The sequence below is a fragment of the Haemophilus parainfluenzae genome, from assembly GCF_003252725.1.
Taxonomy (GTDB): Bacteria; Pseudomonadota; Gammaproteobacteria; order Enterobacterales; family Pasteurellaceae; genus Haemophilus_D; species Haemophilus_D parainfluenzae_L.
Genome location: NZ_QEPO01000002.1, coordinates 424,381 through 449,825, shown reverse-complemented (window position 1 = coordinate 449,825; position 25,445 = coordinate 424,381). Strand labels below are relative to the sequence as shown.

29 protein-coding genes and 1 riboswitch are annotated in these 25,445 nt (G+C 38.6%); of the genes, 13 read left to right on the top strand and 16 right to left on the bottom strand.

All coding sequences use genetic code 11. The features are described from left to right. Positions 1 to 22: 22 nt before the first annotated feature. Positions 23 to 913, bottom strand: coding sequence for a methylenetetrahydrofolate reductase (metF, locus tag DPV85_RS04800; RefSeq protein ID WP_111327246.1), 891 nt, complete (start codon positions 911 to 913; stop codon positions 23 to 25). A 328-nt stretch (positions 914 to 1,241) separates the two neighbouring features. Here metF and rplM point away from each other — a divergent pair, with 328 nt between their 5' ends. The 4 genes from rplM (at position 1,242) to DPV85_RS04780 (ending at position 3,393) form a co-directional block, all read left to right on the top strand. Beyond that, positions 1,242 to 1,670: a 50S ribosomal protein L13 gene (gene rplM, locus DPV85_RS04795; protein WP_005628896.1), complete on the top strand. Its 429-nt coding sequence runs from the start codon at positions 1,242 to 1,244 to the stop codon at positions 1,668 to 1,670. Positions 1,671 to 1,686: 16 nt separating this feature from the next. Continuing rightward, complete coding sequence (rpsI, locus tag DPV85_RS04790; RefSeq protein ID WP_005696173.1) at positions 1,687 to 2,079, top strand: 30S ribosomal protein S9; 393 nt, start codon at positions 1,687 to 1,689, stop codon at positions 2,077 to 2,079. Positions 2,080 to 2,308: 229 nt separating this feature from the next. Further along, positions 2,309 to 2,947, top strand: a complete 639-nt coding sequence (sspA, locus tag DPV85_RS04785) for a stringent starvation protein SspA (RefSeq protein WP_005696172.1) — start codon at positions 2,309 to 2,311, stop codon at positions 2,945 to 2,947. Beyond that, positions 2,947 to 3,393, top strand: coding sequence for a ClpXP protease specificity-enhancing factor (locus tag DPV85_RS04780; protein WP_065243297.1), 447 nt, complete (start codon positions 2,947 to 2,949; stop codon positions 3,391 to 3,393). The genes sspA and DPV85_RS04780 overlap by 1 nt, the downstream gene beginning before the upstream one ends. 50 nt (positions 3,394 to 3,443) lie before the next feature. Here the strand turns inward: DPV85_RS04780 and trpA are convergent, their stop codons facing one another. The 9 genes from trpA to DPV85_RS04735 all read right to left on the bottom strand — a co-directional run bounded on the left by trpA (position 3,444) and on the right by DPV85_RS04735 (position 12,059). Next, on the bottom strand, positions 3,444 to 4,250 hold the full coding sequence (gene trpA, locus DPV85_RS04775; protein WP_111327245.1) for a tryptophan synthase subunit alpha: 807 nt from the start codon (positions 4,248 to 4,250) through the stop codon (positions 3,444 to 3,446). After that, complete coding sequence (gene trpB / locus DPV85_RS04770; RefSeq protein ID WP_065285232.1) at positions 4,250 to 5,446, bottom strand: tryptophan synthase subunit beta; 1,197 nt, start codon at positions 5,444 to 5,446, stop codon at positions 4,250 to 4,252. The genes trpA and trpB overlap by 1 nt, the downstream gene beginning before the upstream one ends. A 12-nt stretch (positions 5,447 to 5,458) precedes the next feature. Then, positions 5,459 to 6,217, bottom strand: a complete 759-nt coding sequence (locus tag DPV85_RS04765) for an SDR family oxidoreductase (protein ID WP_111327244.1) — start codon at positions 6,215 to 6,217, stop codon at positions 5,459 to 5,461. Positions 6,218 to 6,240: 23 nt separating this feature from the next. Next, positions 6,241 to 7,677, bottom strand: coding sequence for a bifunctional indole-3-glycerol-phosphate synthase TrpC/phosphoribosylanthranilate isomerase TrpF (gene trpCF, locus DPV85_RS04760; protein ID WP_165816476.1), 1,437 nt, complete (start codon positions 7,675 to 7,677; stop codon positions 6,241 to 6,243). Between the two features lie 41 nt (positions 7,678 to 7,718). Beyond that, on the bottom strand, positions 7,719 to 8,720 hold the full coding sequence (gene trpD / locus DPV85_RS04755; protein ID WP_111327242.1) for an anthranilate phosphoribosyltransferase: 1,002 nt from the start codon (positions 8,718 to 8,720) through the stop codon (positions 7,719 to 7,721). Between the two features lie 11 nt (positions 8,721 to 8,731). Next, positions 8,732 to 9,118, bottom strand: coding sequence for a tautomerase family protein (locus DPV85_RS04750; protein ID WP_005629316.1), 387 nt, complete (start codon positions 9,116 to 9,118; stop codon positions 8,732 to 8,734). Between the two features lie 9 nt (positions 9,119 to 9,127). Beyond that, positions 9,128 to 9,712, bottom strand: a complete 585-nt coding sequence (locus DPV85_RS04745; RefSeq protein ID WP_111327241.1) for an aminodeoxychorismate/anthranilate synthase component II — start codon at positions 9,710 to 9,712, stop codon at positions 9,128 to 9,130. A 12-nt stretch (positions 9,713 to 9,724) separates the two neighbouring features. Beyond that, positions 9,725 to 11,275 carry an anthranilate synthase component I gene (trpE, locus tag DPV85_RS04740; protein ID WP_111327240.1) on the bottom strand — a complete coding sequence of 517 codons (1,551 nt, stop codon included), beginning with the start codon at positions 11,273 to 11,275 and terminating at the stop codon, positions 9,725 to 9,727. A 202-nt stretch (positions 11,276 to 11,477) separates the two neighbouring features. Then, positions 11,478 to 12,059: an FMN-dependent NADH-azoreductase gene (locus tag DPV85_RS04735; protein ID WP_111327239.1), complete on the bottom strand. Its 582-nt coding sequence runs from the start codon at positions 12,057 to 12,059 to the stop codon at positions 11,478 to 11,480. Between the two features lie 260 nt (positions 12,060 to 12,319). Here DPV85_RS04735 and thrS point away from each other — a divergent pair, with 260 nt between their 5' ends. The 5 genes from thrS (at position 12,320) to rplT (ending at position 16,701) form a co-directional block, all read left to right on the top strand. Further along, positions 12,320 to 14,251, top strand: a complete 1,932-nt coding sequence (gene thrS / locus DPV85_RS04730) for a threonine--tRNA ligase (RefSeq protein WP_111327238.1) — start codon at positions 12,320 to 12,322, stop codon at positions 14,249 to 14,251. 127 nt (positions 14,252 to 14,378) lie between these two features. Beyond that, the gene (locus DPV85_RS04725) at positions 14,379 to 15,197 is read left to right on the top strand and encodes a D-hexose-6-phosphate mutarotase (RefSeq protein WP_111327237.1); all 819 of its coding nucleotides are present in this window, start codon (positions 14,379 to 14,381) and stop codon (positions 15,195 to 15,197) included. A 124-nt stretch (positions 15,198 to 15,321) separates the two neighbouring features. Then, complete coding sequence (gene infC, locus DPV85_RS04720) at positions 15,322 to 15,885, top strand: translation initiation factor IF-3 (protein ID WP_425306929.1); 564 nt, start codon at positions 15,322 to 15,324, stop codon at positions 15,883 to 15,885. Between the two features lie 198 nt (positions 15,886 to 16,083). Further along, positions 16,084 to 16,281: a 50S ribosomal protein L35 gene (gene rpmI, locus DPV85_RS04715; protein ID WP_005596065.1), complete on the top strand. Its 198-nt coding sequence runs from the start codon at positions 16,084 to 16,086 to the stop codon at positions 16,279 to 16,281. A 66-nt stretch (positions 16,282 to 16,347) separates the two neighbouring features. Then, positions 16,348 to 16,701 carry a 50S ribosomal protein L20 gene (rplT, locus tag DPV85_RS04710; RefSeq protein ID WP_005596075.1) on the top strand — a complete coding sequence of 118 codons (354 nt, stop codon included), beginning with the start codon at positions 16,348 to 16,350 and terminating at the stop codon, positions 16,699 to 16,701. A gap of 50 nt (positions 16,702 to 16,751) precedes the next feature. Here rplT and DPV85_RS04705 read toward each other — a convergent pair whose 3' ends face one another. Beyond that, a complete protein-coding gene (locus DPV85_RS04705) occupies positions 16,752 to 17,072 on the bottom strand; it encodes a hypothetical protein (protein WP_111327236.1) in 321 nt (106 codons plus the stop codon). Positions 17,073 to 17,077: 5 nt separating this feature from the next. Continuing rightward, entirely contained in the window at positions 17,078 to 17,311 is a 234-nt protein-coding gene (locus DPV85_RS04700; protein WP_111327235.1) for a hypothetical protein, read from the bottom strand. Between the two features lie 107 nt (positions 17,312 to 17,418). Here DPV85_RS04700 and DPV85_RS04695 point away from each other — a divergent pair, with 107 nt between their 5' ends. After that, positions 17,419 to 17,685, top strand: coding sequence for a helix-turn-helix domain-containing protein (locus DPV85_RS04695; RefSeq protein ID WP_111327234.1), 267 nt, complete (start codon positions 17,419 to 17,421; stop codon positions 17,683 to 17,685). A 228-nt stretch (positions 17,686 to 17,913) separates the two neighbouring features. Here the strand turns inward: DPV85_RS04695 and dxs are convergent, their stop codons facing one another. From dxs to xseB, 3 genes are all read right to left on the bottom strand, one after another. Then, positions 17,914 to 19,767 carry a 1-deoxy-D-xylulose-5-phosphate synthase gene (gene dxs / locus DPV85_RS04690; RefSeq protein ID WP_111327233.1) on the bottom strand — a complete coding sequence of 618 codons (1,854 nt, stop codon included), beginning with the start codon at positions 19,765 to 19,767 and terminating at the stop codon, positions 17,914 to 17,916. A gap of 69 nt (positions 19,768 to 19,836) precedes the next feature. Then, positions 19,837 to 20,730 carry a (2E,6E)-farnesyl diphosphate synthase gene (ispA, locus tag DPV85_RS04685; protein ID WP_111327232.1) on the bottom strand — a complete coding sequence of 298 codons (894 nt, stop codon included), beginning with the start codon at positions 20,728 to 20,730 and terminating at the stop codon, positions 19,837 to 19,839. Positions 20,731 to 20,733: 3 nt separating this feature from the next. Then, positions 20,734 to 20,976: an exodeoxyribonuclease VII small subunit gene (gene xseB / locus DPV85_RS04680; protein ID WP_005696153.1), complete on the bottom strand. Its 243-nt coding sequence runs from the start codon at positions 20,974 to 20,976 to the stop codon at positions 20,734 to 20,736. Positions 20,977 to 21,143: 167 nt separating this feature from the next. Here xseB and thiI point away from each other — a divergent pair, with 167 nt between their 5' ends. Further along, positions 21,144 to 22,595, top strand: a complete 1,452-nt coding sequence (gene thiI, locus DPV85_RS04675; protein WP_111327231.1) for a tRNA uracil 4-sulfurtransferase ThiI — start codon at positions 21,144 to 21,146, stop codon at positions 22,593 to 22,595. A gap of 34 nt (positions 22,596 to 22,629) precedes the next feature. Here the strand turns inward: thiI and DPV85_RS04670 are convergent, their stop codons facing one another. Further along, positions 22,630 to 23,574, bottom strand: coding sequence for a gluconeogenesis factor YvcK family protein (locus tag DPV85_RS04670; RefSeq protein WP_111327230.1), 945 nt, complete (start codon positions 23,572 to 23,574; stop codon positions 22,630 to 22,632). A gap of 157 nt (positions 23,575 to 23,731) precedes the next feature. Next, positions 23,732 to 23,873, top strand: a riboswitch (molybdenum cofactor riboswitch). Here DPV85_RS04670 and moaA point away from each other — a divergent pair. Beyond that, positions 23,862 to 24,875 (top strand): GTP 3',8-cyclase MoaA, encoded by a 1,014-nt coding sequence (moaA, locus tag DPV85_RS04665; protein ID WP_111327229.1) that lies wholly within the window; start codon positions 23,862 to 23,864, stop codon positions 24,873 to 24,875. Its footprint overlaps the riboswitch before it by 12 nt. Positions 24,876 to 24,962: 87 nt before the next feature. Continuing rightward, positions 24,963 to 25,445 carry a cyclic pyranopterin monophosphate synthase MoaC gene (moaC, locus tag DPV85_RS04660; RefSeq protein WP_070592470.1) on the top strand — a complete coding sequence of 161 codons (483 nt, stop codon included), beginning with the start codon at positions 24,963 to 24,965 and terminating at the stop codon, positions 25,443 to 25,445.

The window sequence follows — 25,445 nt, the reverse complement described above, 5'->3', positions numbered from 1 at the left end:
AATTTTAACCGCACTTTTTCTTTTATGGATTTACTGTAGGTCGAATGCCTAATGTATGACAAATTGCATAAGTGAGTTCGCTACGATTTAACGTATAGAAATGGAAGTCATTCACGCCTTCACTAGAAAGAATTTTTACCATATCCATTGCGACGCTCGCGGCTACAAGATTACGAGTCGTTGGATCGTCATCTAATCCTTCATAAGCCTTAGCCAACCATGCTGGAATTTTTACATTCGTAAATGATGCCATTTTTTGAAGTTGTTTAAAGTTGGTGACAGGGAGAATACCTGGAACAATTTCAGCATCAATGCCAATGGAAGCACAGCGATCACGGAAGCGAAGGTAATTGTCAATATCAAAGAAGAATTGAGTAATGACATGATTAGCCCCCGCATCAATTTTACGTTTCAAATTGATTAAATCTGCTTGTGCCGATTTTGCTTCAGGGTGAACTTCAGGGTATGCCGCAACTGAAATATCAAAATCAGCCACGGAGCGGAGTAGTTCAACTAAGTCAGCTGCATAGAATGGTTTCTTCGCATAACCTTTTGGTTCATCACCACGCAATGCGACGATGTGACGAATTCCGCTATCCCAATAATCTTTTGCAATTTCTTTTAATTCTTCAGGTGTCGCATCAATACCCGTTAAATGTGGTGCGGCTTCTAAGCCTGTTTCTGCTTTAATGGCTTTTACGATGCTATGTGTACGATCACGTTCACCAGAATTTGCGCCGTAAGTCACGGAAACAAATTTAGGGTTTAACACTTTTAAGCGATGAATGGAATCCCAAAGCATACTTTCCATTTTTTCATTTTTAGGCGGAAAGAACTCAAAGGAGACATTAATTTTTTTGTTAATGTCGGCAAGATGTTGATTTAATGTGTTAATTTCTTTTGCGTAGCTCATAGCATACCTTTTTACGTTTTCATTAGAATGCACTTATCATAAGACAAGAACTAATATGCGTCAATTTCAATGATTTCATCAAAATGATGAATGAAATTAATGATTATTTATTACGCGTTGTATTTTAAAAGAAAATCAATTTATTTGCACAAAAAGTTAGCATTTTGGCTAAAAATAGGTATAATACGCCGACCCTGTAAATGCACGGATTCCCACCGTGCATTATTTTATCGAGATCACACTCGAAGGGGTGGAGATTAAGATTAATGGTTGTGTTTCAAATAATATGGAACACTGGGTATCAAACTTATATTTTGGTAATTAATTAATGAAAACTTTTGTAGCAAAACCGGAAACAGTAAAACGTGACTGGTATGTGGTAGATGCGACAGGTAAAACTTTAGGTCGTTTAGCTACTGAATTAGCACGCCGTCTTCGTGGTAAACACAAGGCTGAGTACACTCCACACGTAGATACTGGTGATTACATCATCGTTATCAACGCAGACAAAGTGGCAGTAACTGGTCGTAAAGAAACAGATAAACTTTACTACTGGCACACTGGCTATGTAGGTGGTATCAAACAAGCGACTTTCAAAGAAATGATCGCTCGCCGTCCTGAAGCGGTGATTGAAATTGCGGTTAAAGGTATGTTGCCAAAAGGTCCATTAGGCCGTGCAATGTTCCGTAAATTAAAAGTGTATGCGGGTGCAGAACACCAACATGCAGCACAACAACCACAAGTATTAGACATTTAATCACGAGGTTTAGGAAATGGCAGAGAATCAAAACTACGGCACTGGTCGCCGCAAAAGCTCTTCAGCTCGTGTATTTATCAAACCGGGCAGTGGTAAAATCACTATCAACCAACGTGAATTAGACGTATATTTCGGTCGCGAAACAGCTCGTATGATCGTACGTCAACCGTTAGAATTAGTGGAATTAACTGATAAATTAGACCTATATATCACTGTTAAAGGTGGTGGTATTTCTGGTCAAGCGGGTGCAATCCGTCACGGTATCACTCGTGCATTAATGGAATATGATGAGACTTTACGTCCTGCTCTTCGTGCAGCTGGCTTCGTTACTCGTGACGCACGTCGCGTTGAACGCAAAAAAGTTGGTTTACACAAAGCACGTCGTCGTCCACAATACTCCAAACGTTAATTTTTTATTATCGTTTCAAGAAAGCAGAGAGCAATCTCTGCTTTTTTTATATCTGTAAAAACAAATTAATTTAAAATTACCGCTCTTTGATTTCTTGTTTCTTATTTGTAATTGATTGATTTTAAAAAGAAAATAAGAAAATATTGGCAATTTAGCTCTCGGTTATGTTAAAATAATCGCCCACTTTTAGTAGAAGTATATAAATTATTTTGGATCTTCGGAGGAATAAATGTCCAATGCATCAAGTAAACGTTCAGTAATGACTCTTTTTTCAAATAAAAATGACATTTACTGCCATCAGGTAAAAATTGTCTTAGCTGAAAAAGGTGTTGCTTACGAAAACGAAGAAGTTGATTTGCAAGCATTATCAGAAGATTTAATGGAATTAAATCCTTACGGCACATTACCAACATTGGTGGATCGTGATTTAGTATTATTCAGCTCACGCATTATTATGGAATATCTTGATGAGCGTTTTCCACATCCTCCACTTATGCCAGTTTATCCCGTTTCTCGTGCGAAAAGCCGTCTTTTAATGTTACGTATCGAACAAGATTGGTATCCGACATTAGAAATTGCTGAAAAAGGCACGGAAGTTGAACGTGAAGAGGCGTTAAAACAGTTAAAAGAAGAATTGCTAGCGGTATCTGTTATCTTCCAACAAACCCCTTATTTTATGAGCGAAGAGTTTGGCTTGGTTGATTGCTATGTTGCACCGTTATTATGGAAACTACGTAATATGGGCGTTGAATTCAGCGGTACAGGAAGCAAAGCAATCAAAGGCTATATGGATCGTGTATTTAGCCGTGATTCATTCTTACAATCTGTAGGTGAAGCTGCACCTAAAAATTTAATGGATGATAAATAATGGCCCACACACCTTCTCCAAAACGCCCTTATTTACTAAGAGCCTATTATGATTGGCTAGTGGATAACGATTTCACCCCATATTTAGTGGTGGATGCTAATTATTATGGTACCAATGTGCCTGTGGAATATGTGAAAGATGGACAAATAGTTTTAAATCTTTCTGCTGGGGCGACTGGGAATTTACAATTAACGAATGACTTTATTCAGTTTAATGCACGTTTCCAAGGTGTGGCTCGTGAGTTATATATTCCAATGGGCGCCGCTTTAGCTATTTATGCGCGTGAAAATGGTGATGGCGTAATGTTTGAGCCAGAAGAAATTTACGATGAATTAAATCGTGAGCCAACATCAGAACAGCCATTAAGTTTTGCAGAAGCGGTAGATAAGCCTAAGGCTGAAAAGAAACCACAGAAATCAGCATCTCATTTACGAATTGTGGATTAATGAAAGAAAAATAAAAGTGCGGTTAATTTTAACCGCACTTTTTTTATTTATTATTTGGTTGCTGCTTTCATATTGCGAACAAACTCGGCGAGTTCAGACAAGCATTGAGCTTGATTGTCTAAGTTTCGCTCAATAATTTTTACGGTCGCGGATCCTGAAATTGCACCTGCTGCCCCTAGTTGAAGGGCTTCTTTCACTTGAGATGATTGAGCAATACCAAAACCTTGTAGAATTGGTGGCGCCTTATGGGCTTTAAGTTGTTCTACAAGTGTATCTAAGTTTGCAGCATGAGCTTGATTATCTGCACTTGTCACACCTGCACGAGAAACTAAATAGGTATAGCCTTCGCTGTTTTCAGCAACACCTTGTACGGTTTTTGCATCAGCATTTGGTGGGCAAATAAAGACAGGTTGAATGTCATGCTTTTTAGCAGCTTGAACATAGTCTTCTTTTGCCAATAGTGGAATATCTGCCACTAAAACCGCATCTACGCCGACTTCTGCACAGCGTTGATAGAAATTATCTAAGCCTTTCGCAAAAATTAAATTCGCACAAAGAAGTAAACTAATCGGAATCTCAGGATATTTTGACCGCACTTTAGCGAGTAATTTAAAGCTGTCTTCAGTGCTATGACCCGCATTGAGCGCACGGTTATTAGCCGCTTGAATAACAGGGCCGTCTAATAATGGATCAGAAAATGGAAAGCCTAATTCCAAAGCATCTGCGCCATTTTCGACTAACGTGCAAATAATCTCAAAAGAGCGATCAAATGTTGGATCGCATAATGTCACGAAAGGTACAAAAGCCCCTTCTTTTTTCGCTGCAAGTTCTGCAAATTTAGTTTCAAAACGGCTCATTATTGCATTCCTTTTTCTTTTAAAACTTTATCAACGGTGAAAATATCTTTATCACCACGACCAGAGAGATTCACCACTAAAATTTGTTCTTTATTCGGTTCTTGATGAATCATTTTTAGCGCATGTGCTAATGCATGAGAACTTTCCAATGCAGGAATAATTCCTTCATGTTTTGCTAATTCTTGGAAAGCGTTTAATGCTTCATCATCTGTAATACTTGGGTATTCTGCACGACCAATACTTTGCAAGTAAGCATGTTGAGGCCCAACAGAAGGGAAGTCTAATCCAGCAGAAATAGAGTAGGATTCTTCCACTTGACCATCTTCAGTTTGCATTAAAGGTGATTTCATACCGAAATAAATACCCACTTTTGCATGGCCTAATGGTGCACCATGTTCACCACTTTCGATACCATGACCAGCAGGTTCCACACCAATTAAGCGTACGCCTTTTTCATCAATAAAATCAGTAAACATACCAATCGCATTGGAACCACCACCAACTGCCGCGATGACAGCATCCGGTAAACGGCCTTCTTTTTCTAAAATTTGACGTTTAGTTTCTTCACCAATCATTTTTTGGAATTCACGTACAATGGTTGGGAATGGATGAGGGCCTGCAGCTGTACCCAATAAATAATGGGTGTTTTCATAGTTGGCTGACCAATCACGCATTGCTTCACAGCATGCATCTTTCAATGAGCAAGAACCTTTTTGTACAGGAATCACTTCTGCACCCATCAAACGCATACGGAATACGTTTGGTGATTGACGTTCTACGTCTTTTGCACCCATATAAACACGACAAGGCATATCTAACATTGCACAAGCAAGAGCTGTAGCTACGCCATGTTGGCCTGCACCGGTTTCGGCGATAATACGTGTTTTACCCATGCGTTTTGCTAATAAAATTTGACCTAACACTTGGTTGGTTTTATGGGCACCACCGTGAAGTAAATCTTCACGTTTTAAATAAATTTTTGCTTTTGTCCCTTTGGTTAAATTACGGCAAAGGGTAAGGGCGGTTGGTCTGCCTGCATAATTTTTAAGTAAATCTTGAAATTCACGTTGGAATTCAGGATCGTCTTTTGCTTCAACAAAGGCTTTTTCTAGCTGTTGTAGTACCGGTACGAGAATTTCCGGTACATACATTCCGCCAAATTCACCGAAATAAGGATTTAAAAGGGTTTCTGACATAATATTTCCTTGTTATTTTTGAATTCTTGCGACATTAAGTGGTGCAAAGGTTTGTGCGGTAGGCATCACTTCAATGCGATTAATATTGACATGTTCTGGTTGTTGATTGAGCCATAACACAATATTAGCAATATCTTGTGGACTGACATATTCCACATTTTCATAGAGTTTTTTTGCTCGGGCATCATCACCTTTAAAGCGGATATTAGAAAATTCAGTTCCACCACAAAGACCGGGTTCAATATTGGACACGCGAATTTGTGTACCAGCAAGATCGGCTCGAAGATTTAAACTAAATTGTTTTATAAAAGCTTTAGTGCCACCGTATACATTGCCACCTGGATAAGGATAAGTACCTGCAATTGAGCCTAAATTAATAATATGACCTGAATTGCGTTCAACCATTTGCGGTAACACAAGACGAGTGATGGTGACGAGACCTTTAATATTGGTATCAATCATTTGCATCCAATCGTCTAAACTCGCTTCATCTGCATTTTCTAAACCTAATCCTAAACCGGCATTATTCACCAATAAATCAATGGATTGCCAAGTAGCGGGAAGGGAATGGAAAGCATCTTCTGTTGCTTGGCGATCTGAAATATCAAAGGCAAGAAAGTGGAAGTTTTTACCTAATTCTTGTTGTAATTGTTCTAAACGAGCTACGCGGCGACCTGTGCCAATTACACGATAACCATTTTCAATGAGGGTGCGACAAATTGCCGCACCAAATCCGGCAGTTGCGCCGGTTACTAAAGCTGTTCTTTGCATAATGCTTCCCCTTAGCAATCAGATTAATTTGATAAAATCGTTTTAAAAACTGACCGCACTTTTTCGCTGTCTTTTACGCCTGCGGCAGTTTCTACACCAGAATTGAGATCAACCCCTAGGCAACCTTGCTTAATGGCTTGTTCAATATTGTCGGGTGAAATACCACCAGCCAAAATAATTTTGTGTTTCAAGTTTTCAGGAATGACGGACCAATTAAAGGTTTTTCCTGTGCCACCTTGCTGATTGGCGGATTGGCTATCGAAAATATAGCGAGCAATATTTAAATCATCAGTAAAATCAACCGCACTTTGTGCTTCAGTATCTATTGAAATGGCTTTCCAAATTTGAGTTTTCTCAGGCAGTTGGTGACGAAGTGCGGTAATAAATTCAGCAGTTTCTGAACCGTGTAGCTGAACCGCATAAAGCTGCAATTGTTTAGCGATTTTTACAATAAAATCAATTTCTTGATTCTGGAATACGCCCACAAAACGAAGTGGTGATGCTGTCACTAATTCTTGAGCTTGACGTAGGCTCACACAACGTTTTGAATGTTCGACGAAAATTAAGCCGCCGTATAATGCCCCGTTTGCGTAAACCTCTTTGACATCTTGCGTGCGAGTTAAACCGCATACTTTATTTTCGCCAAAAATCACTTCACGCACAGCATTATTTAAATCTGCACTTCCCATTAGGCTGCTGCCGATTAAAAAGCCATGTGCCACTTTTTGCAAATCACGAATTTGGCTGTGATTATAAATACCCGATTCGCTGATAATACGTGCATCAGCGGGGATACGCTCGGCATATTTTTGTGTGAGTTCTACCACGCGGTTTAAATCAACGGTGAGATCGTGAAGATTACGATTGTTGACGCCGATAATTTTTGCACCTAATGCAAGGGCACGCTCAAACTCTGCGTCATTGCTGGTTTCTGTCAATACGCCCATACCGAGAGAATGCGCCAGATCAGCCAATACGCGATAGGTTTCGTCATTTACTACCGAAAGCATTAATAAAATAGCATCAGCTTGATAGTAGCGTGCGAGATAAACCTGATATTCGCTAATCATAAAATCTTTGCACAATACAGGTTGTGAGACAACGTCACGTACTTGCGGCAAATAGTCAAATTTACCTTGGAAGTATTTCTCATCTGTTAGCACAGAAACAGCTGACGCATAATGTTTATACACATTGGCGATTTCGTCTAAATTAAATTCATCACGAATTAATCCTTTAGAAGGTGAAGCTTTCTTGCATTCTAAAATATAAGCCGGTTTTTGATAGAGGCTTTTAGCCAACGCATCATAAAAAGAGCGGTCAGATTTTTGAATGTTTTCTTTAAATTGTGAAAGCGGAAATTCAGCTTCCTTTGCCTTAACCCATTGTGCTTTGTCTAAGACGATTTTTTGCAGTACCGTCGCAGAGTCAATTGGTTTAGTGAAATCTTGCGTGATCATAATCTTTCTTCTTATTGTAGCTTATCAAATCAGCCTTTATCTTAATATTTTGTTAAATGTTGTAGTGTCTCAAACGCTTTGCCTGATGCAAGATGAGCCAATACATTTTGAACATTTTGTTTTAAGTCATCATGACCAAATAATTTCAGTAATAATGCCACATTTGCGGCTACCGCATTAGCATGTTCAGTTTTACCTTTACCTTGTAAAAGTGCGGTCAGATATTGGGCATTTTCTTGTGGTTCGCCACCACGTAAACTTTCTAAAGATTGTGTTTTTAAACCAAAATCTTCTGGTGTTAAGGTGAAGTAGTCAATTTTGCCGTTTTTAATTTCTGCCACTTGCGTTTCACCATGTACGGCGACTTCATCTAGACCCGCACCATGAACCACAAAAGTATGTTGATGACCTAATGCGACAGTGGTTTCAGCATAGGTTTTCACTAATTCAGGGGCATACACGCCAAGCAAATGATAAGTTGGTCGAGCAGGGTTAATTAATGGACCTAAAATATTAAAAAGCGTACGCGTTTTTAATGCCGCACGAACAGGGGCGACATGTTTAAATCCACTATGATATTGTTGAGCAAATAAGAAACATACGCCAATATCGTCAAGTGCTTGACGAGCTTGTTCTGGTGTAACATTCACATTTACACCGAGTGCGGTTAATACATCACTGGCACCAGATTTACTTGATACGCTACGGTTACCGTGTTTGGCTACTTTTGCACCCATAGAGGCTGCAACAATGGCGCTAGCAGTAGAAATATTAATGGTATTTTGACCATCGCCACCCGTTCCTACAATATCCGCAAAAGGGTAATCAGGACGAGGGAATGATTTAGCATTTTGCAAGGATGCCGATACCGCACCACTTAATTCATCGATAGTAGCACCACGTACTTTTAACGCAATCAGCATGGCAGCGATTTGTTCGTTATTCAGTTCGCCTTGCATAATCGCATTAAAAATGACCGCACTTTCTTCTTTATTAAGTGTTTTTCCGCTGTAAAGTTGTTCTAATAATTGAGCCGTTTGCATAATCTCATCCCTTATACGTAAATATCGTAATCTAAATCGCGTGCTTCATCACCAGTCATGCCACGGAAGCCCCAGCAGTGTGCAGGTTGTTCTTTAATCGTAATTTCAACGTTGTGAGATTTAATACCAATTTTGTATTCGAGTTCGCTGAAGAGCATTTTGATTAAACGTTTTTTCGTACCTTCCATACGACCTTGCATAAGGTTAATCTCAATAACGGTGTAATCATCGTTACGATCGATAGGATAAAGAAAATCCTCTTTATCTAAACATAAAAAACGAATCGCATGCTTTCCGCGAGGAATGTCTAAACCAAGGTTTAAACAGTTATAAATTACTTCAGCAATATCTTGACGACGAGGTGCAAGCACTTCTTTTAATCCATATACGGTAATCATTTTTCTTCCTTAATCTCTGTTTAATAACCATTCCACAGATTGTTGTAATAATTTGGAACCTTGCACAGTAAGGATACTTTCTGGGTGGAATTGGAAAGCACAAATTGGCAAGGTTTTATGACGAATTGCCATCACGATACCATTGTAATCGGCATTGACAATAAATTCGTCAGGCAGATTTTTACCCATTAAAGAGTGATAACGTGCCACAGGCATTGGGTTGGCAATATCTTTAAACATAGCTTGGTTATCGTGTTGAATGCGCGATACTTTACCATGTAATACTTCGCCTGCATGTACAACCTCTCCACCAAAGGCTTGAATAAGCGCTTGATGGCCTAAGCAAATACCAATAATTGGCACATCATTTTTTAAACGTTCAATGAGCGGGAGCAAGATACCTGCTTCAGCCGGAGTACCTGGTCCCGGTGAGAGCGCAAGAATCGTATCCGGTGTATTTGATGCCTCTTGTACCACTTGTTCTAAATTAGTGTCATTGCGATAAATTTTTACGTTATGCCCAAGCACACGGAATTGATCCACTAAGTTATAAGTGAATGAATCAAAATTATCTAAAAAGAGAATATTAGCCATAATTTATCGTCCTTATTTTGCTTGGGTATTGATTTGTTTGATTGCTTTAAGCACTGCAGCCGCTTTATGGCGAGTTTCATCCGCTTCCATTTGAGGATCAGAATCCAACACTTCACCACAACCCGCTTGAATATGGGCAATGCCATTTTGTACAAAAGCAGAACGAATCACGATACAGGTATCAAAATGACCATCAGAGGTGAGATAGCCGACAGCACCACCGTAGCTGTGACGTTTTTGCTGTTCAAATTGATAAATTAACTGCATCGCTTTGATTTTAGGCGCACCAGTTAACGTTCCCATATTCATGCAAGCTTGATAAGCATGTAAGGCATCAAGTTCAGGACGAAGTTTACCCACTACGCGAGAAACTAAATGCATAATATGAGAATAGCGATCCACTTGCATTAATTCGGCAACTTTACGTGTACCGCTTTGACACACGCGAGCAATGTCATTACGGGCTAAATCCACTAACATTAAATGTTCAGCTTGCTCTTTATGATCAAGACGTAATTCTAATTCCAAACGCGCATCCAATTCAGGGTCAATATTGCCATGCGCATCAAAACCACGCGGGCGAGAACCTGCAATTGGATAGATTTCTAATTGACGATTATCTGGCGCATATTTCAGCGCACTTTCTGGTGACGCACCGAATAAAATGAAATCCTCATCGTTCATGTAGAACATGTAAGGGCTTGGATTGTTATGTTTTAATTGCGCATAGCTCGCAAGGGTATTCGGGCATGCTAATGAAAAACGGCGAGATGGCACGATTTGGAACACATCACCAATATTAATATGATGTTTTAATGCTTTGACAATACCGATAAATTCAGGATCTTCAAAGTTGGTGCTGACCTCATCACTTGCTGCTTTAATGGAAAATACGCCATCAATATTTTTTAATTTTTGGGCAATAGAAAGTGCCGTTTTCGCGACTTCCACTTGTTCTTCTTGACTAAAACAAAAGCTTTTTAATGTGGCTTGTTGGCTTTGATGATCGATGGTGATTAAATTTTCTGCGAGATAAAAACTGTAATCCGGGCAGTTAATGCCATCATCTTTTAATTCAACACCTTGCATTGGAATAAAATTTGCTACCAAATCATAAGCAAATAAACCACCTAAAAAAACGGGTGTGCTGCTATGTTGATAATGGTTAGAAATTACACGAAGTCCATCAAAAATGGTTGCAGCTTGTAATTTACTGTCTTCATCTAATTGATTGTCGAGCGGCGCGAATTGTACAGAAAATTCATTCTCAAAATTAACCGCACTTACGGTACCGAGTTGGCTTAATACAGGATGAATTTCGTTTAATACTTGTTTTCCGTTCGCATTCAGTGCTCTAAAGGTCACCTGATTGCCTAAACAAGTAATTTTAACGGCAGCATTAATTAGAATAAGGCTCTGTAAGCTATTTTTACTGCCAATTTCGGCAGAGTCGAGGAGAAGAGAATTTGAGTTCTGTTTGCAAAGCGTATTAAAAATTGCGGTGGTGTCGGCGTGATAGGGAACCGGTTGAGAGGTCACCGCAATAAAAGGGGTATTTTTCATAATCAATCCTGTATTCTGAACTTTTGCACTATTAAACTAGTGCATGATACATAAGTCAAGAAAATAATCAAAAAATTGGCGTGATTTTACAATATTTTTTTAATTTTTAACCAAAGATATTAAAAATAGAGGACATTGATTAGAAAAAAGCCATTTCGAGGCATATCTCAAAATGGCTTAATAGAAGAAGTAGATCCAGTGATTAGAGAGAAGCAACGATCTCATCAATTTTATTTCTTGCTGAACGTTGTGCTTTTTCAATTGCCTCTGCACCTAATCCAATACCTTTTGCATAAGCAAACTGAACATCGGTAATACCAACAAAACCTAAAATGGCTTTTAAGTAATTTGTCACATTGTTGTTTTCATCATACATGCCACCAAAACTTGCTAATACAATCGCTTTTTTACCTTGAAGTAAACCTTCAGGGCCATTTGCTGTGTATTGGAAAGTCACGCGAGGGCGAGCGATAAAATCAAAATAAGATTTAAGTTGTGTTGGGATGCCTAAGTTATACATAGGTGCACCAATTACAATAATATCAGCGGCTTTTAATTCAGCCACTAACTCATCAGATAAGGCTAAAAGTGCATTTTCTTCTGCAGTTTTAGGTTCGCCACGTACCGCAGTTGCTGCCGTTGCATCAAAATGGGGAAGTTGTTGCGCCGCTAAATCACGTACCACAATGTTGTGTTCTTTTAATTTTTCAATGGTGTAATCGGCTAATTTATTACTTTGAGAGTGATCTGCAAGGATGCTTGATTTCAATACTAATACGTTCATAGAGTTTCCTTTAATTTGTGTTTGTCAAAAGTGCGGTCATTTTATCGGAAATTTTGAATAGATAAAGTAGCTATTAGGAAAATCATTGTTTACTCATTGGAAAGAATTCAGCGAGATATTAACAAGTGTGGTGGAAAGTGCTAAAATTCTCCGCCGCACTTGGTTTGCTCGATAGTGGGAGTGAATGAAAGTGCGGTTTGTTTTTAATCATTATTTGCATGTTGCCTTTCGTATGGGCGACCACTGTATAAGGAAAAATTATGCCTATTATTACTTTACCGGACGGTTCTAAACGTGAATTTGATCGTCCAGTTTCTGTGTTAGAAGTGGCTCAAGATATCGGAGCCGGTCTTGCCAAAGCAACCATTGCTGGCCGTGTAAACGGTGAACGTCGTGATGCCTGTGACATCATCAATGAAGATGCCAACCTTGAAATTATTACGGCAAAAGATGAAGACGGTTTAGAAATTATTCGTCACTCTTGCGCACACTTGCTAGGTCACGCAATCAAACAATTATTCCCAGATGTCAAAATGGCAATCGGTCCAACGATTGAAAATGGCTTCTATTATGACGTGGATTTAGACCGTTCTTTAACGCAAGAAGACATTGATGCTATCGAAAAACGTATGCTGGAATTGGCTAAAACCAATTATGACGTGATCAAAACTCCGGTAAGCTGGCAAGAAGCAAGAGATACTTTTGAAAAACGAGGCGAGCCATACAAAATGGCTATTTTAGATGAAAATATCGAACGTACCGCAACGCCTGCGCTTTATCATCACGAAGAATATATTGATATGTGTCGTGGGCCACATGTGCCAAATATGCGTTTCTGCCACAACTTTAAATTAATGAAGGTTGCAGGTGCGTACTGGCGTGGTGATAGCAAAAATAAAATGTTACAACGTATCTACGGTACGGCGTGGGCTGATAAAAAACAATTAGCGGAATACTTAACTCGCTTAGAAGAAGCGGCAAAACGTGACCACCGTAAAATCGGTAAAGCGTTAGATTTATATCATATGCAAGAAGAAGCACCGGGTATGGTGTTCTGGCATAACGATGGTTGGACAATTTTCCGTGAATTGGAAACCTTCGTTCGTACAAAATTAAAAGAATACGATTATCAAGAAGTGAAAGGTCCGTTAATGATGGACCGTGTGTTATGGGAAAAAACAGGTCACTGGCAAAACTACGGCGATTTGATGTTTACTACACAATCAGAAAACCGTGAATATGCGATTAAACCAATGAACTGCCCAGGACACGTTCAAATCTTTAACCAAGGTTTAAAATCTTATCGTGATTTACCAATCCGTATGGCGGAATTTGGTTCTTGTCACCGTAATGAACCATCGGGTTCTTTACACGGGTTAATGCGTGTACGTGGCTTTACTCAAGATGATGCACACATTTTCTGTACTGAAGACCAAATTGAAAGTGAAGTAACCAGCTGTATCAAAATGGTTTATGACATTTACAGCACGTTCGGTTTCCAAAATATTCAGGTGAAATTATCCACTCGTCCTGAGAAACGTATCGGTGCTGATGATATGTGGGATCGCGCAGAAGCAGGTCTTGCCGCAGCATTAGCACATAACGGTCTTGAATATGAAATTCAAGAGGGTGAAGGTGCGTTCTATGGTCCGAAAATTGAGTTTGCATTACGTGACTGCTTAGATCGTGAATGGCAATGCGGTACTATCCAATTAGACTTTGCATTACCAGGCCGTTTAAACGCATCTTATGTTGCAGAAGACAATGACCGTCGTACACCCGTTATGATTCACCGTGCGATTTTAGGTTCGATTGAACGTTTTATCGGTATCATTACTGAAGAATATGCGGGTTTCTTCCCTGCATGGTTAGCACCAGTTCAAGCGATTGTCATGAATATTACAGATAGCCAAGCGGATTACGTGCAAAAAGTAGTGAAACAACTTTCTGATGCGGGATTACGTGTTAAAGCAGATTTACGTAATGAAAAAGTTGGCTTCAAGATCCGCGAACATACCTTACGTCGCGTGCCTTATATGCTCGTTTGCGGTGATAAAGAAATCGCAGAAGGCAAAGTGGCAGTACGTACTCGTAAAGGTGCTGATTTAGGCACTTTCACGATTGAAGAATTTGCTGAAATCTTAAAATCCCAAGTAAGACAACGTGAGTTGAAATTATTGGGTGAAGAGTAATTAATTCTTTAAAATCTTAATTAAAAATGACCGCACTTTGATGTGCGGTTTTTTTATATTCACAGTATAAAAATAAACTCAAGTCTCTCTTTCTTCTATATAATAGCCTTATCACAAGGAGGCGAATATGACAGCACAAATTCAACAATTAACACCAGAATTAACTTTAGAACGTATCAATGAAATTCCTGTTTTAACTTTAAATCACCCAGTAGGAGCAGCTCGAATTGCACTACAAGGGGCACAGCTATTAAATTGGCAGCCTAAAGGGTCAGAGCAGGATGTCTTTTGGTTAAGTGAGATTGAACCTTTTACACGAGGTGTCGCGATTCGTGGTGGTGTACCGCTTTGTTACCCTTGGTTTGGTGGTGTAAAACAACCTTCACACGGCACAGCGCGTTTACGTTTGTGGCAATTAAGTGACTATGATCTGCAAGCGAATAAAGTGCGGTTAGAATTTTCGCTCTTTTCTGAATATGGTGTGATTGAAGCCAAAATGAAAATGGAATTTACCGATAAATGCACAATGACTTTAACGCATTTAGGGCAAGAACCTGCTCAAGCTGCATTACACAGTTATTTTAATATTGGTGATATTTCACAAATTGAAGTCCAAAATTTACCAAGTCGTTGTTATGACTCATTACAAGGTAAACATACAGAAGTACCTGCAACACGCAGAATTGAACAGGGCGTCGATTGTATTTATTCATTAGAAGAAAATAAAACATTGTTGGTGGATAAAGCATTTAATCGACGTATTCAAATTACCCATCATCATGCAGATTCAATTGTGCTATGGAATCCTTGGGAGAAAACGCCAAGTGCGATGCAGCCTGAAGGGTATAGAACAATGGTGTGTATTGAAACCGCAAGATTAGAAAAATTACTTCAATTTGGTGAAAGTATTTCTGCTGAAATAAGTGCTTTACCCGCTGATATTTAAAGGAATAGAAATCCTTGTTGCATAAACGAGGCAAATACTATAAAATTTTGCCCGTTTTTTGTTTGTTTTTATAGCAAATGATTGAAGAAATCTTCTGTTTTAAATGCAGTGGGTTTTATCTTAAATAAATAGAAGGAATAACATTATCAAAACCGTAAAAAAAGCTCCGGCAGCTAACCGCCCGAATCGCATTAACGATGAAATTCGAGTAAAAGAAGTTCGTTTGATTGACCAAGATGGTGAACAAGCGGGGATTGTATCAATCCAACAGGCCTTAGATATGGCAGAACAAGCAGCGCTTGATTTAGTTGAGATCAGTCCGAATGCCGAACCACCGGTTTGTCGTATTATGAACTACGGCAAATTCCTCTATGAAAAGAGCAAAACCGCAAAAGAACAGAAGAAAAAGCAAAAAGTTGTACAAGTGAAGGAAATTAAATTCCGTCCAGGTACTGACGAAGGTGACTACCAAGTTAAATTACGTAGCTTAATTCGTTTCTTAGAAGATGGCGATAAAGCGAAAATTACTGTACGTTTCCGTGGTCGTGAAATGGCTCACCAAGATATCGGTTTAGACGTATTAGAACGTGTTAAAAACGATTTGGCTGATATTTCAGTAGTGGAATCTGCACCGGGTAAATTAGAAGGTCGCCAAGCGGTAATGGTGTTAGCACCTAAGAAAAAATAATTTTTTATTTAGATTTGATCTAGATAATCGAATTTTCACTTCGGTGAGAATACAACTGCATATTGGGCAAACTACGCAGCCTAATTGCTTTTGGAGAAGGGCAATTCAATTTGCCATATTGGAATAATTAGTGCCTACAAGTAATCTTCGGATTCGCCTAATTATGTGTTTAACTTAAAATGCGGAGTTATTTTAACAATGCCTAAAATTAAAACAGTACGTGGTGCTGCTAAGCGTTTCAAAAAAACAGCTTCTGGCGGTTTCAAACGTAAACAATCTCACTTACGTCATATTTTGACTAAAAAGACAACTAAACGTAAACGTCATTTACGTCATAAATCAATGGTTGCGAAAGCAGACCAAGTTTTAGTAGTAGCTTGCTTACCATACGCATAAGCCGTTATTTAAGCAAAACGTACGATTAGTTAAATTAGTTAAAAATATTACATAGGAGATTAAATAATGGCTCGTGTAAAACGTGGTGTTATTGCAAGAGCACGCCATAAGAAAGTTCTTAAGGCTGCTAAAGGTTATTATGGTGCACGTTCACGCGTGTATCGCGTTGCTTTCCAAGCGGTGATCAAAGCTGGTCAATACGCATATCGTGACCGTCGTCAACGTAAACGTCAATTCCGTCAATTATGGATTGCACGTATCAACGCTGCGGCTCGTCAAAATGGTTTATCTTACAGCAAATTTATCAACGGCTTGAAAAAAGCGTCTGTTGAAATCGACCGTAAGATCCTTGCTGATATCGCTGTATTCGACAAAGTAGCGTTCGCTGCATTAGTTGAAAAAGCAAAATCTGCACTTTAATTTTTTAAAGTTTAGATTCAAAAATTAGGACGCTGAAAAGCGTCCTTTTTTTAATCATTTTTTTCCATTAATCTTTCTAGTTCTTTTTCTCTTTCGTAGTCACGTCCTTCTTCAAGTTCATAACCACAATCAAAACATACCCCTTCAATTACATCAAATGCACCACATTCTGGACATTCTATTTCTTCATCTGGCAATATGTTCTGTAATACTTCAAATAAATCATTTACTTGTCCACAACTTTTACAAATTAAATCAACATTTGGAAATTCACCAGAGACAATTTCTAATGAGTTGGCTTGGCAATTTGGGCATTGACTAAATGTGTTAAAAATATTTTCTGCTTCACTGCTTGGAAATTCAACTTTCATATTAATTATTCCTTTCTTACTTTATTTGTTACAGGATCATATTCAACTCTTGGGGCACAGTAATTTCCTTTCTTAACTATTGAAAATTGCATACCATCGAAAGTGCTATAAAAGCAACGAATATAGCGAGTTCCAGTAGGTTCTTGTTCTGTTAAGGTTGCTCTTTCCCAATCAGCAAAACAGGTAGAAGAGATGCTTATCATTGAGATAAAAACAAATAAACTTTTGAAATTTTTCATATAAAATCCTTACTTATAAATATAAAACAAACCTATTTTAGGTTCAAAAATGATTATATATTAAACCTAAAATAGGTTCAAATTAAACAGCACCTAAAATAGGTGCAATGAGAAATTTAAGATTATCTATTCATTCGTTAGAGCACACTTGGTTGAGAGAGTTATTTACTCAACAAAGAAATCAGCTTGGTTTATCTCAGCGCGCATTAGGTCAAAAAATGGGCGTGTTAGCATCCTTCATCGGAAAAGTAGAGACAGGAGATCGTCGTCTAGATATTTTTGAATTTATAGAGTACTGTAAAGGACTAGAATTAGATCCTATTCAAGTGCTACAAGAAATAGAAAAACGTTTTGGAACTAAAGCTATTTTTTAAATACAACCGTAAGGGTATTTAAGATATATACTTTTCTTGCCTATAAAAAAGAAAAAACCGCTACTCAAAACTTGAATAGCGGGGAGGTCTTAATTTATAAGAAACTTCAAAAAGATAACTGCAATATGCAGTGCACTAGCAATGTATCAGACTGTGTGTTTTTGAAATAGTTCGATATTTTTGAAAAAATATTTAAAAAATATCAAAATTAAACCAAAGTGAACGAATTTAGCCCTTTATAAAGGCAATAATTTGCTCTTCAATCCCTTTTTCATCTAATTTAATTTCAGCAAGCGCTTCTTGTTGTGTGCCTTGCGGAATAAAGATATCAGGTAAACCTAATTGTAAAAGTGCGGTTGTTTTTCCATGAGAATTTAGCACTTCTGAAACAGCAGAACCTGCACCACCTTGAATTGCATTTTCTTCTAATGTCACAATGACATCATGGGTATTTGCCACTTCTAGAATACGAGCTTCATCAATTGGTTTCACAAAGCGCATATCGACAACAGTCGCATTGAGTTTTTCTGCCACAGATAAAGCAGCTGGTAAGAGTGTACCAAAATTCAGAATAGCGATTTTTTCACCTTGACGAACCATTTTTGAACGACCAATTTCTAATTCAGCAAGTGGGGTTAATTCTACGCCGATTGCATTTCCACGCGGATAACGTACCGCAGCCGGTTTACCACATTTATAACCGGTATAAAGCATTTGGCGGCATTCATTTTCATCACTTGGTGTCATAATGATTATATTCGGAATGCAGCGCATAAAACTTAAATCAAAAGCACCTTGGTGAGTTTGACCATCGGCACCTACGATACCTGCACGATCGATTGCAAAGAGAACAGGTAAGTTTTGAATGGCGACATCATGAATAAGTTGATCGTAAGCACGTTGTAAGAAGGTAGAATAAATTGCCACAACAGGTTTATAACCGCCAATTGCAAGACCGGCTGCAAAGGTAACAGCATGTTGCTCAGCGATGGCTACATCAAAATATTGTTGTGGGAATCGTTCTGAAAATTCAACCATGCCAGAACCTTCACGCATTGCAGGTGTGATGCCCACTAATTTATCGTCTTGTTCTGCCATTTCACATAACCAATCGCCAAAGATTTTTGAATAGGTTGGTTTTGCATTTGATTTAGGAAGTTGGCCGCTTGTTGGGTCAAATTTGGGTACGCCATGGAAACCGATCGGGTCTTTTTCTGCAGGCTCGTAACCTTTTCCTTTTTTAGTTTTGATGTGTAAGAATTGCGGCCCTTTGAGATCGCGCATATTGCTTAAGGTGGCAATTAATTCATCAATATTATGCCCATCAATTGGTCCAATATAGTTAAAACCGAGCTCTTCAAAAAGCGTACTTTCTGGCGAGAACATTACGCCTTTCATGTGCTCTTCGGTTTTCTTCATAAAGTTTTTAACGGTCGGTACTTTATCTAAGATTTTTTTACTGCCATCACGAACCGTTGAATATAATGAACCAGAGAAAATGCGAGCAAGGTGATTATTCAATGCCCCCACATTTTCAGAAATAGACATTTCATTGTCATTTAAAATGACCAACATATCAGTATGCAAAGAACCCGCATGGTTTAAGGCTTCAAATGCCATCCCCGCAGTGATAGCACCGTCACCAATCACACAAACGGTTTTTCGACCTGCATTTTCACGTTCTGCCGCAACAGCAATACCTAGTCCTGCACTGATTGAAGTGGAAGAGTGTCCAACACTTAATACATCAAACTCACTTTCTTCACGCCAAGGGAAAGGATGAATACCGCCTTTTTGGCGAATGGTGGACATTTGATCACGACGCCCCGTCAAAATTTTGTGTGGGTAAGCTTGATGGCCCACATCCCAAATTAATTGATCAAAAGGGGTTTTAAAAATGTAGTGTAATGCAACAGTCAATTCAACGGTACCAAGACCAGATGCTAAATGACCACTGGTTTGACTAACGGATTCCAACAGATAACTCCGTAACTCCTGACAAAGTTGCGGAAGCTGATCTTTATTTAAAAGACGCAAATCTTCCGGCGAATTAATTAAGGATAAAAGAGGATAGTTGTTCATATATTCGTTAGTCCTAAAATGTGAAAAAAGTGACCGCACTTTGAAAAATCAAAGTCAGTGTTGTCACCATTAACTTTTACGATTGACAATAAATTCAGCTAATGCACGCAATGCAGTGGTATCAAAAGGTAAATTGTCTAATTCATGTAAGGCAGTTTGATAGAGTTCTTGGGCTTTTTGTTTCGCACCCTCTAATCCTAACAGCTTTGGATAAGTGCTTTTATCTAAATCTAAATCAGATCCCACCGGTTTACCGATTTCGGCACTATCACCTTCAATATCTAAAATGTCATCTTGTACTTGGAAAGCTAAACCAATAGCTTGTGAATAACGTTCTAGTTGTTGCTCTAATTCTTTGTTTTCAAAGTGAGGAGAGCAGATAAAACCCAGTTTTAATGCGGCCGTTAGCAACGCACCCGTTTTGTTGCGATGAATAAGTTCTAATTCGGCTAAATTAACTTGTTTGTGTTCTGAAATTAAATCTAAACTTTGCCCTAAACACATGCCTTGTACGCCAGATGCTTGAGCTAAGGCTTTCACTAATTGCAATTTTTGTTCTGCAGAAAGAGAAGGGGCTTCAGTAAGAATTTCAAAGGCAAAAGTTTGTAACGCATCGCCAGCTAAAATGGCAGTAGCTTCATCAAAAGCAATATGACAAGTTGGTTGACCACGACGAAGTTCATCGTTGTCCATGGCAGGCAAATCATCATGGATTAAAGAATAAGCATGGATAGCTTCAATGGCTGCTGCCGCGTAATCTAAAGCTGTTGTTTCTGCACCCAGCATTTTACCCGTTGCATAGACAAGGAAAGGGCGAACACGTTTGCCGCCTAGTAATAAGCCATATTTCATGGCATCACGCAAAGGGGCATTATAAGAGTCAATTTCTTCAAATTGATTGGCTAAAAACTGATTAATACGATCTTGAACTTGTTTGAGTTCAGTGCCGAATTGATAACTCATGGATTACTCGTCCCCTTGATAATCACTTAATGGGGCGGTTTCGCTTTTTTGTAACAAAATTTGAATACGTTGTTCTGCTTGTTGCAAGCGCTCTTGACCAAGTTGAGCCAATTTAATACCGTTCTCAAATTCTTTCAGCGCATCTTCCAATGGTAATTCACCGCTTTCAAGTTTTGTCACAATTGTTTCTAATTGTGCAAGTGTTGTTTCAAAATCAGGTTCAGCATTTGCTGGTTTACGCGCCATTAAATTATCCTTTTCAGATGAATAAATTGCTCCGTATTGTACTTGATTTTTATAGGGATGTTAAAAACTTATTTCAAAGTGCGGTCAGTTTTTCGTGAGAATTTGAACTTTGTGGGATCTGGAATTTAGCGTACAATACGGCCATTTTTTATTATTCACAGATTATTATGAAATTTATCGTTAAACTTTTTCCTGAAATTATGATTAAAAGCGAAACCGTGCGTAAGCGTTTCGCAAAAATTTTGACTTCAAATATCCGCAATATTTTACAGAAATATGATGAAGAAACAGCGGTTGTTCGTCATTGGGATTACATCGAAGTGCGGTCAAAAAATGAAGCCAATCGTGAAGAGTTGATTGCGCTTTTACAACGCATTCCAGGGATTCATCATTTTTTAGAAGTGGAAGAAAAACCGTTTACCGATTTACATCATATCTTTGAGTTGACCTTAGCGGATGTCGCTGCTCAACTAGAAAACAAAACCTTTTGTGTACGCGTAAAACGTAAAGGGAAACATGATTTTAGTTCCATTGAAGCAGAACGTTATATCGGTGGTGGTTTAAATCAGCATATTGAAAGTGCAAAAGTACGCTTAAAAAATCCTGATGTGACGGTGCGTATTGATATTGAAGATGACAAAATGATGCTGGTGAGAGCTCGTCATGTTGGTCTTGGTGGTTATCCAATTGGGACACAAGAAGATGTGCTTTCATTGATTTCAGGTGGATTTGATTCAGGTGTATCTAGTTATATGCTTATTCGCCGTGGTTCACGTGTGCATTATTGTTTCTTCAATTTAGGTGGTGCTGCCCATGAAATTGGCGTGAAACAAATGGCTTACCATATTTGGAATCGTTATAGTTCATCACATAAAGTCCGTTTTATTGCCATTCCTTTTGAAGGTGTAGTGGGCGAGATTTTAGAGAAAGTCGATAACGGACAAATGGGCGTAGTATTAAAACGAATGATGGTGCGAGCTGCAAGTAAAGTTGCACAACGTTTTGATATTCAAGCGATCGTTACTGGTGAGGCGCTCGGACAAGTTTCGAGCCAAACTTTAACCAATTTACGTTTAATTGATGAAGCATCTGATGCGTTAGTATTACGTCCACTCATTACTCATGATAAAGAACAGATTATCGCGATGGCGAAAGAGATCGGCACAGATGATATTGCTAAGTCCATGCCGGAATTCTGTGGAGTGATTTCTAAAAATCCAACGATTAAAGCGGTACGTGAAAAAATTCTTGAAGAAGAAAATCACTTTGATTTTGGCGTGTTGGAAAGTGCGGTTGAAAATGCACAATATTTAGATATCCGCCAAATTGCAGAAGAAACAGAAAAAGAAGTAGTGGAAGTAGATACCATTTCGGTGCTTGGCGAAAATGATATTATTTTAGATATTCGTAGCCCAGAAGAGACAGATGAAAATCCATTTGAATCAGACGAGCACCAAGTAATGCAATTGCCGTTTTACAAATTATCTTCACAATTCGGTTCATTAGATCAAAGTAAAAATTATGTGCTTTATTGTGAACGAGGCGTGATGAGTAAACTTCAAGCGCTTTATTTAAAAGAAAATGGTTTTACGAATGTAAGAGTATTCGGGAAAAAATAAGCAAAAAATGACCGCACTTTAACGTGCGGTTTTTTTATTCGTAATCTAATTCACCCACTAATTCATCGATAGCTTGGGCAAGTAATGTCCGATCATGACGATAGCTGATATCATCTGCATTCAAGCGTTTAGCCAAGATTTTAACGGAAGAAATGGCAGACAAATCGACTGCACTTTGTTCACGATAAGGGATTATAGCACCATCAATAACGGATTCGCCGACGATTTCATTAATTTTCTGAATACGATCGGCCAGTGAAAGCTGAGAGGCCGCGCCAATTTCTACCCCTAAATTATCAATAAAAATCACTTTCGCTTTGCTATTACGCAGGGCAGTAGCTAATTCAGGTAATAATAATGGTGGCATAATGCTCGTCATGAAACTACCTGGACCAAGTAAAATGACTTCCGCTTGCTCTAATGCTTGGATAGCTTCTTGTGCGGCTTTAACCATAGGCACTAAGAAAAGTGATTGAGGTAATTGGGTTAAATTATCAATGCTCACTTCACCCACAATACTGGAGCCTGAACCTAAACTCGCGGCAAGATGAACAGGTTCTTCTGACATGGGAATTATGTGAGATTTTACTTTGAGTAATTCACGAATTAAGTTAATGGCTTCAATGGGGCGAATATGCATATCTTCTAAGGCTTTGAGCATTAAATTGCCTAAATTATGTCCAGAAAGTTCACCTTCGCCAGTAAAGCGGTATTCAAATAATGCAGATGCCGTGCTTGGCTCAATGATGATTTGGTTTAAGCAATTACGTAGATCACCCCACGCAATACCACCTTGTTCTTGGCGAATTCGGCCAGTTGAACCGCCGTTATCTGTGGTGGTGACAATACCGGTTAAACGCTCTTTCATAAAACTAAGCGCCGATAATACACGCCCTAATCCATGGCCACCACCAATGGCAACAATATGTTTGATTTCGTCTAAATGTTCATGACGGCTGTGACGAGATAAATCAGACATTTTTCTTCCTTTTTTACCTATAAATAATTATAAAAAATAATGTTATATATTTTTTTATATAAGTTAATGCTGTTATTTTTATCAATATAGTCGGGTTATTCTACCAAATTATTGCTATTAACCGCTTGCTTTTATTACAATACCAACACAATTTATTTTTAACGCATAACTCCGAGCTTGTTTAGCCTAAGTTTCAGAAGAAATACGGCGGCAAGCCAATAACGCGGTATGTTATTCAGGGATACGCTGGAAACGGTTTATCCTCTCCATATTTAGAAAGGTGTAAAATGCAATCCATTCCTATTAAAAACGTGGGAGAGTCTCGCTTGGTCGATCCTTTCCAACGTCAATATTACTATCTACGACTGTCGATTACCGACCAGTGTAATTTTCGTTGTACTTATTGTTTGCCGGATGGCTATCAACCCGAAGCTAACAAGCCAAGTTTCTTAACATTAAAAGAAATTACCCATCTTGCTCAAGCATTTGCTGAAATGGGCACTGAAAAAATCCGTTTAACGGGTGGCGAACCGACTTTACGCAAAGATTTTATTTCTATTGCTGAAAGCATCGCTAACATTGATGGTATTCGTCAATTAGCCGTTACGACAAATGGCTATCGCATGGCAAAAGATGTGGCTGATTGGAAGAAAGCAGGAATTACATCTATTAACGTCAGTGTTGATAGCTTAGATCCAAAAATGTTCCATCAAATTACGGGTATCAATAAATTTGATGACGTGATGCGTGGTATCGATCGTGCATTTGAAGTGGGCTACAACAAAGTTAAAGTCAATTCAGTTTTAATGAAAAATTTGAATGACAAAGAGTTTGAGCAATTCCTTGTTTGGGTAAAAGATCGCCCAATTCAAATGCGTTTTATCGAGCTGATGCAAACCGGTGAAATGGATAGTTTCTTTAAAAAACACCATCTTTCAGGACAAGTATTGGCGGAGAAATTGCTACAAAATGGTTGGCAATTACAACATAAATCCCATACTGATGGTCCAGCTAAAGTATTCACACATCCTGATTATGCAGGTGAAATTGGTTTAATCATGCCTTACGAGAAGAATTTCTGCGCAAGCTGCAATCGTCTCAGAGTGTCAGCGAAGGGCAAACTTCATCTTTGCTTGTTCGGCGAAGAAGGCATTGAATTACGTGATTTATTGCAATCCCATGAACAGCAAGATATTTTGCAAGCCCGTATTTTTGCCGCACTTCAAGGTAAACGTGAACATCATTATTTACATATCGGTGATAGTGGCGTAAGAAACCATTTAGCTTCTATCGGTGGCTAAAAGTAAATAAGTGAATAAACGATTCACTTATTTTGCTTTTGTCACATATGTAAAACATTCAATATTTTAACCGCACTTTATTTTATTATGACTACATTTACGCATATTAATTCTCAAGGCGAAGCCAATATGGTGGATGTTTCTGCAAAGGCAGAAACTGTTCGTGAAGCTCGAGCTGAAGCCATTGTGACTATGTCAAAAGAAACGCTTTCCATGATCGTGGAAGGCAAACATCACAAAGGCGATGTATTTGCTACTGCTCGTATTGCTGGCATTCAGGCCGCGAAACGTACTTGGGAACTTATCCCGCTTTGTCATCCCTTATTACTTTCTAAAGTGGAAGTGAATTTAGAACCGTTACTTGAAACCAATCAAGTTCGTATTCAATCCCTTTGTAAATTAACCGGAAAAACCGGCGTAGAAATGGAAGCATTAACCGCTGCAAGTGTGGCAGCTTTAACCATTTACGATATGTGTAAAGCCGTACAAAAAGACATGGTGATTGAGCATGTTCGCCTGTTAGAAAAGCGTGGTGGAAAATCTGGTCATTTTATTGCGGAGGAAAAATAA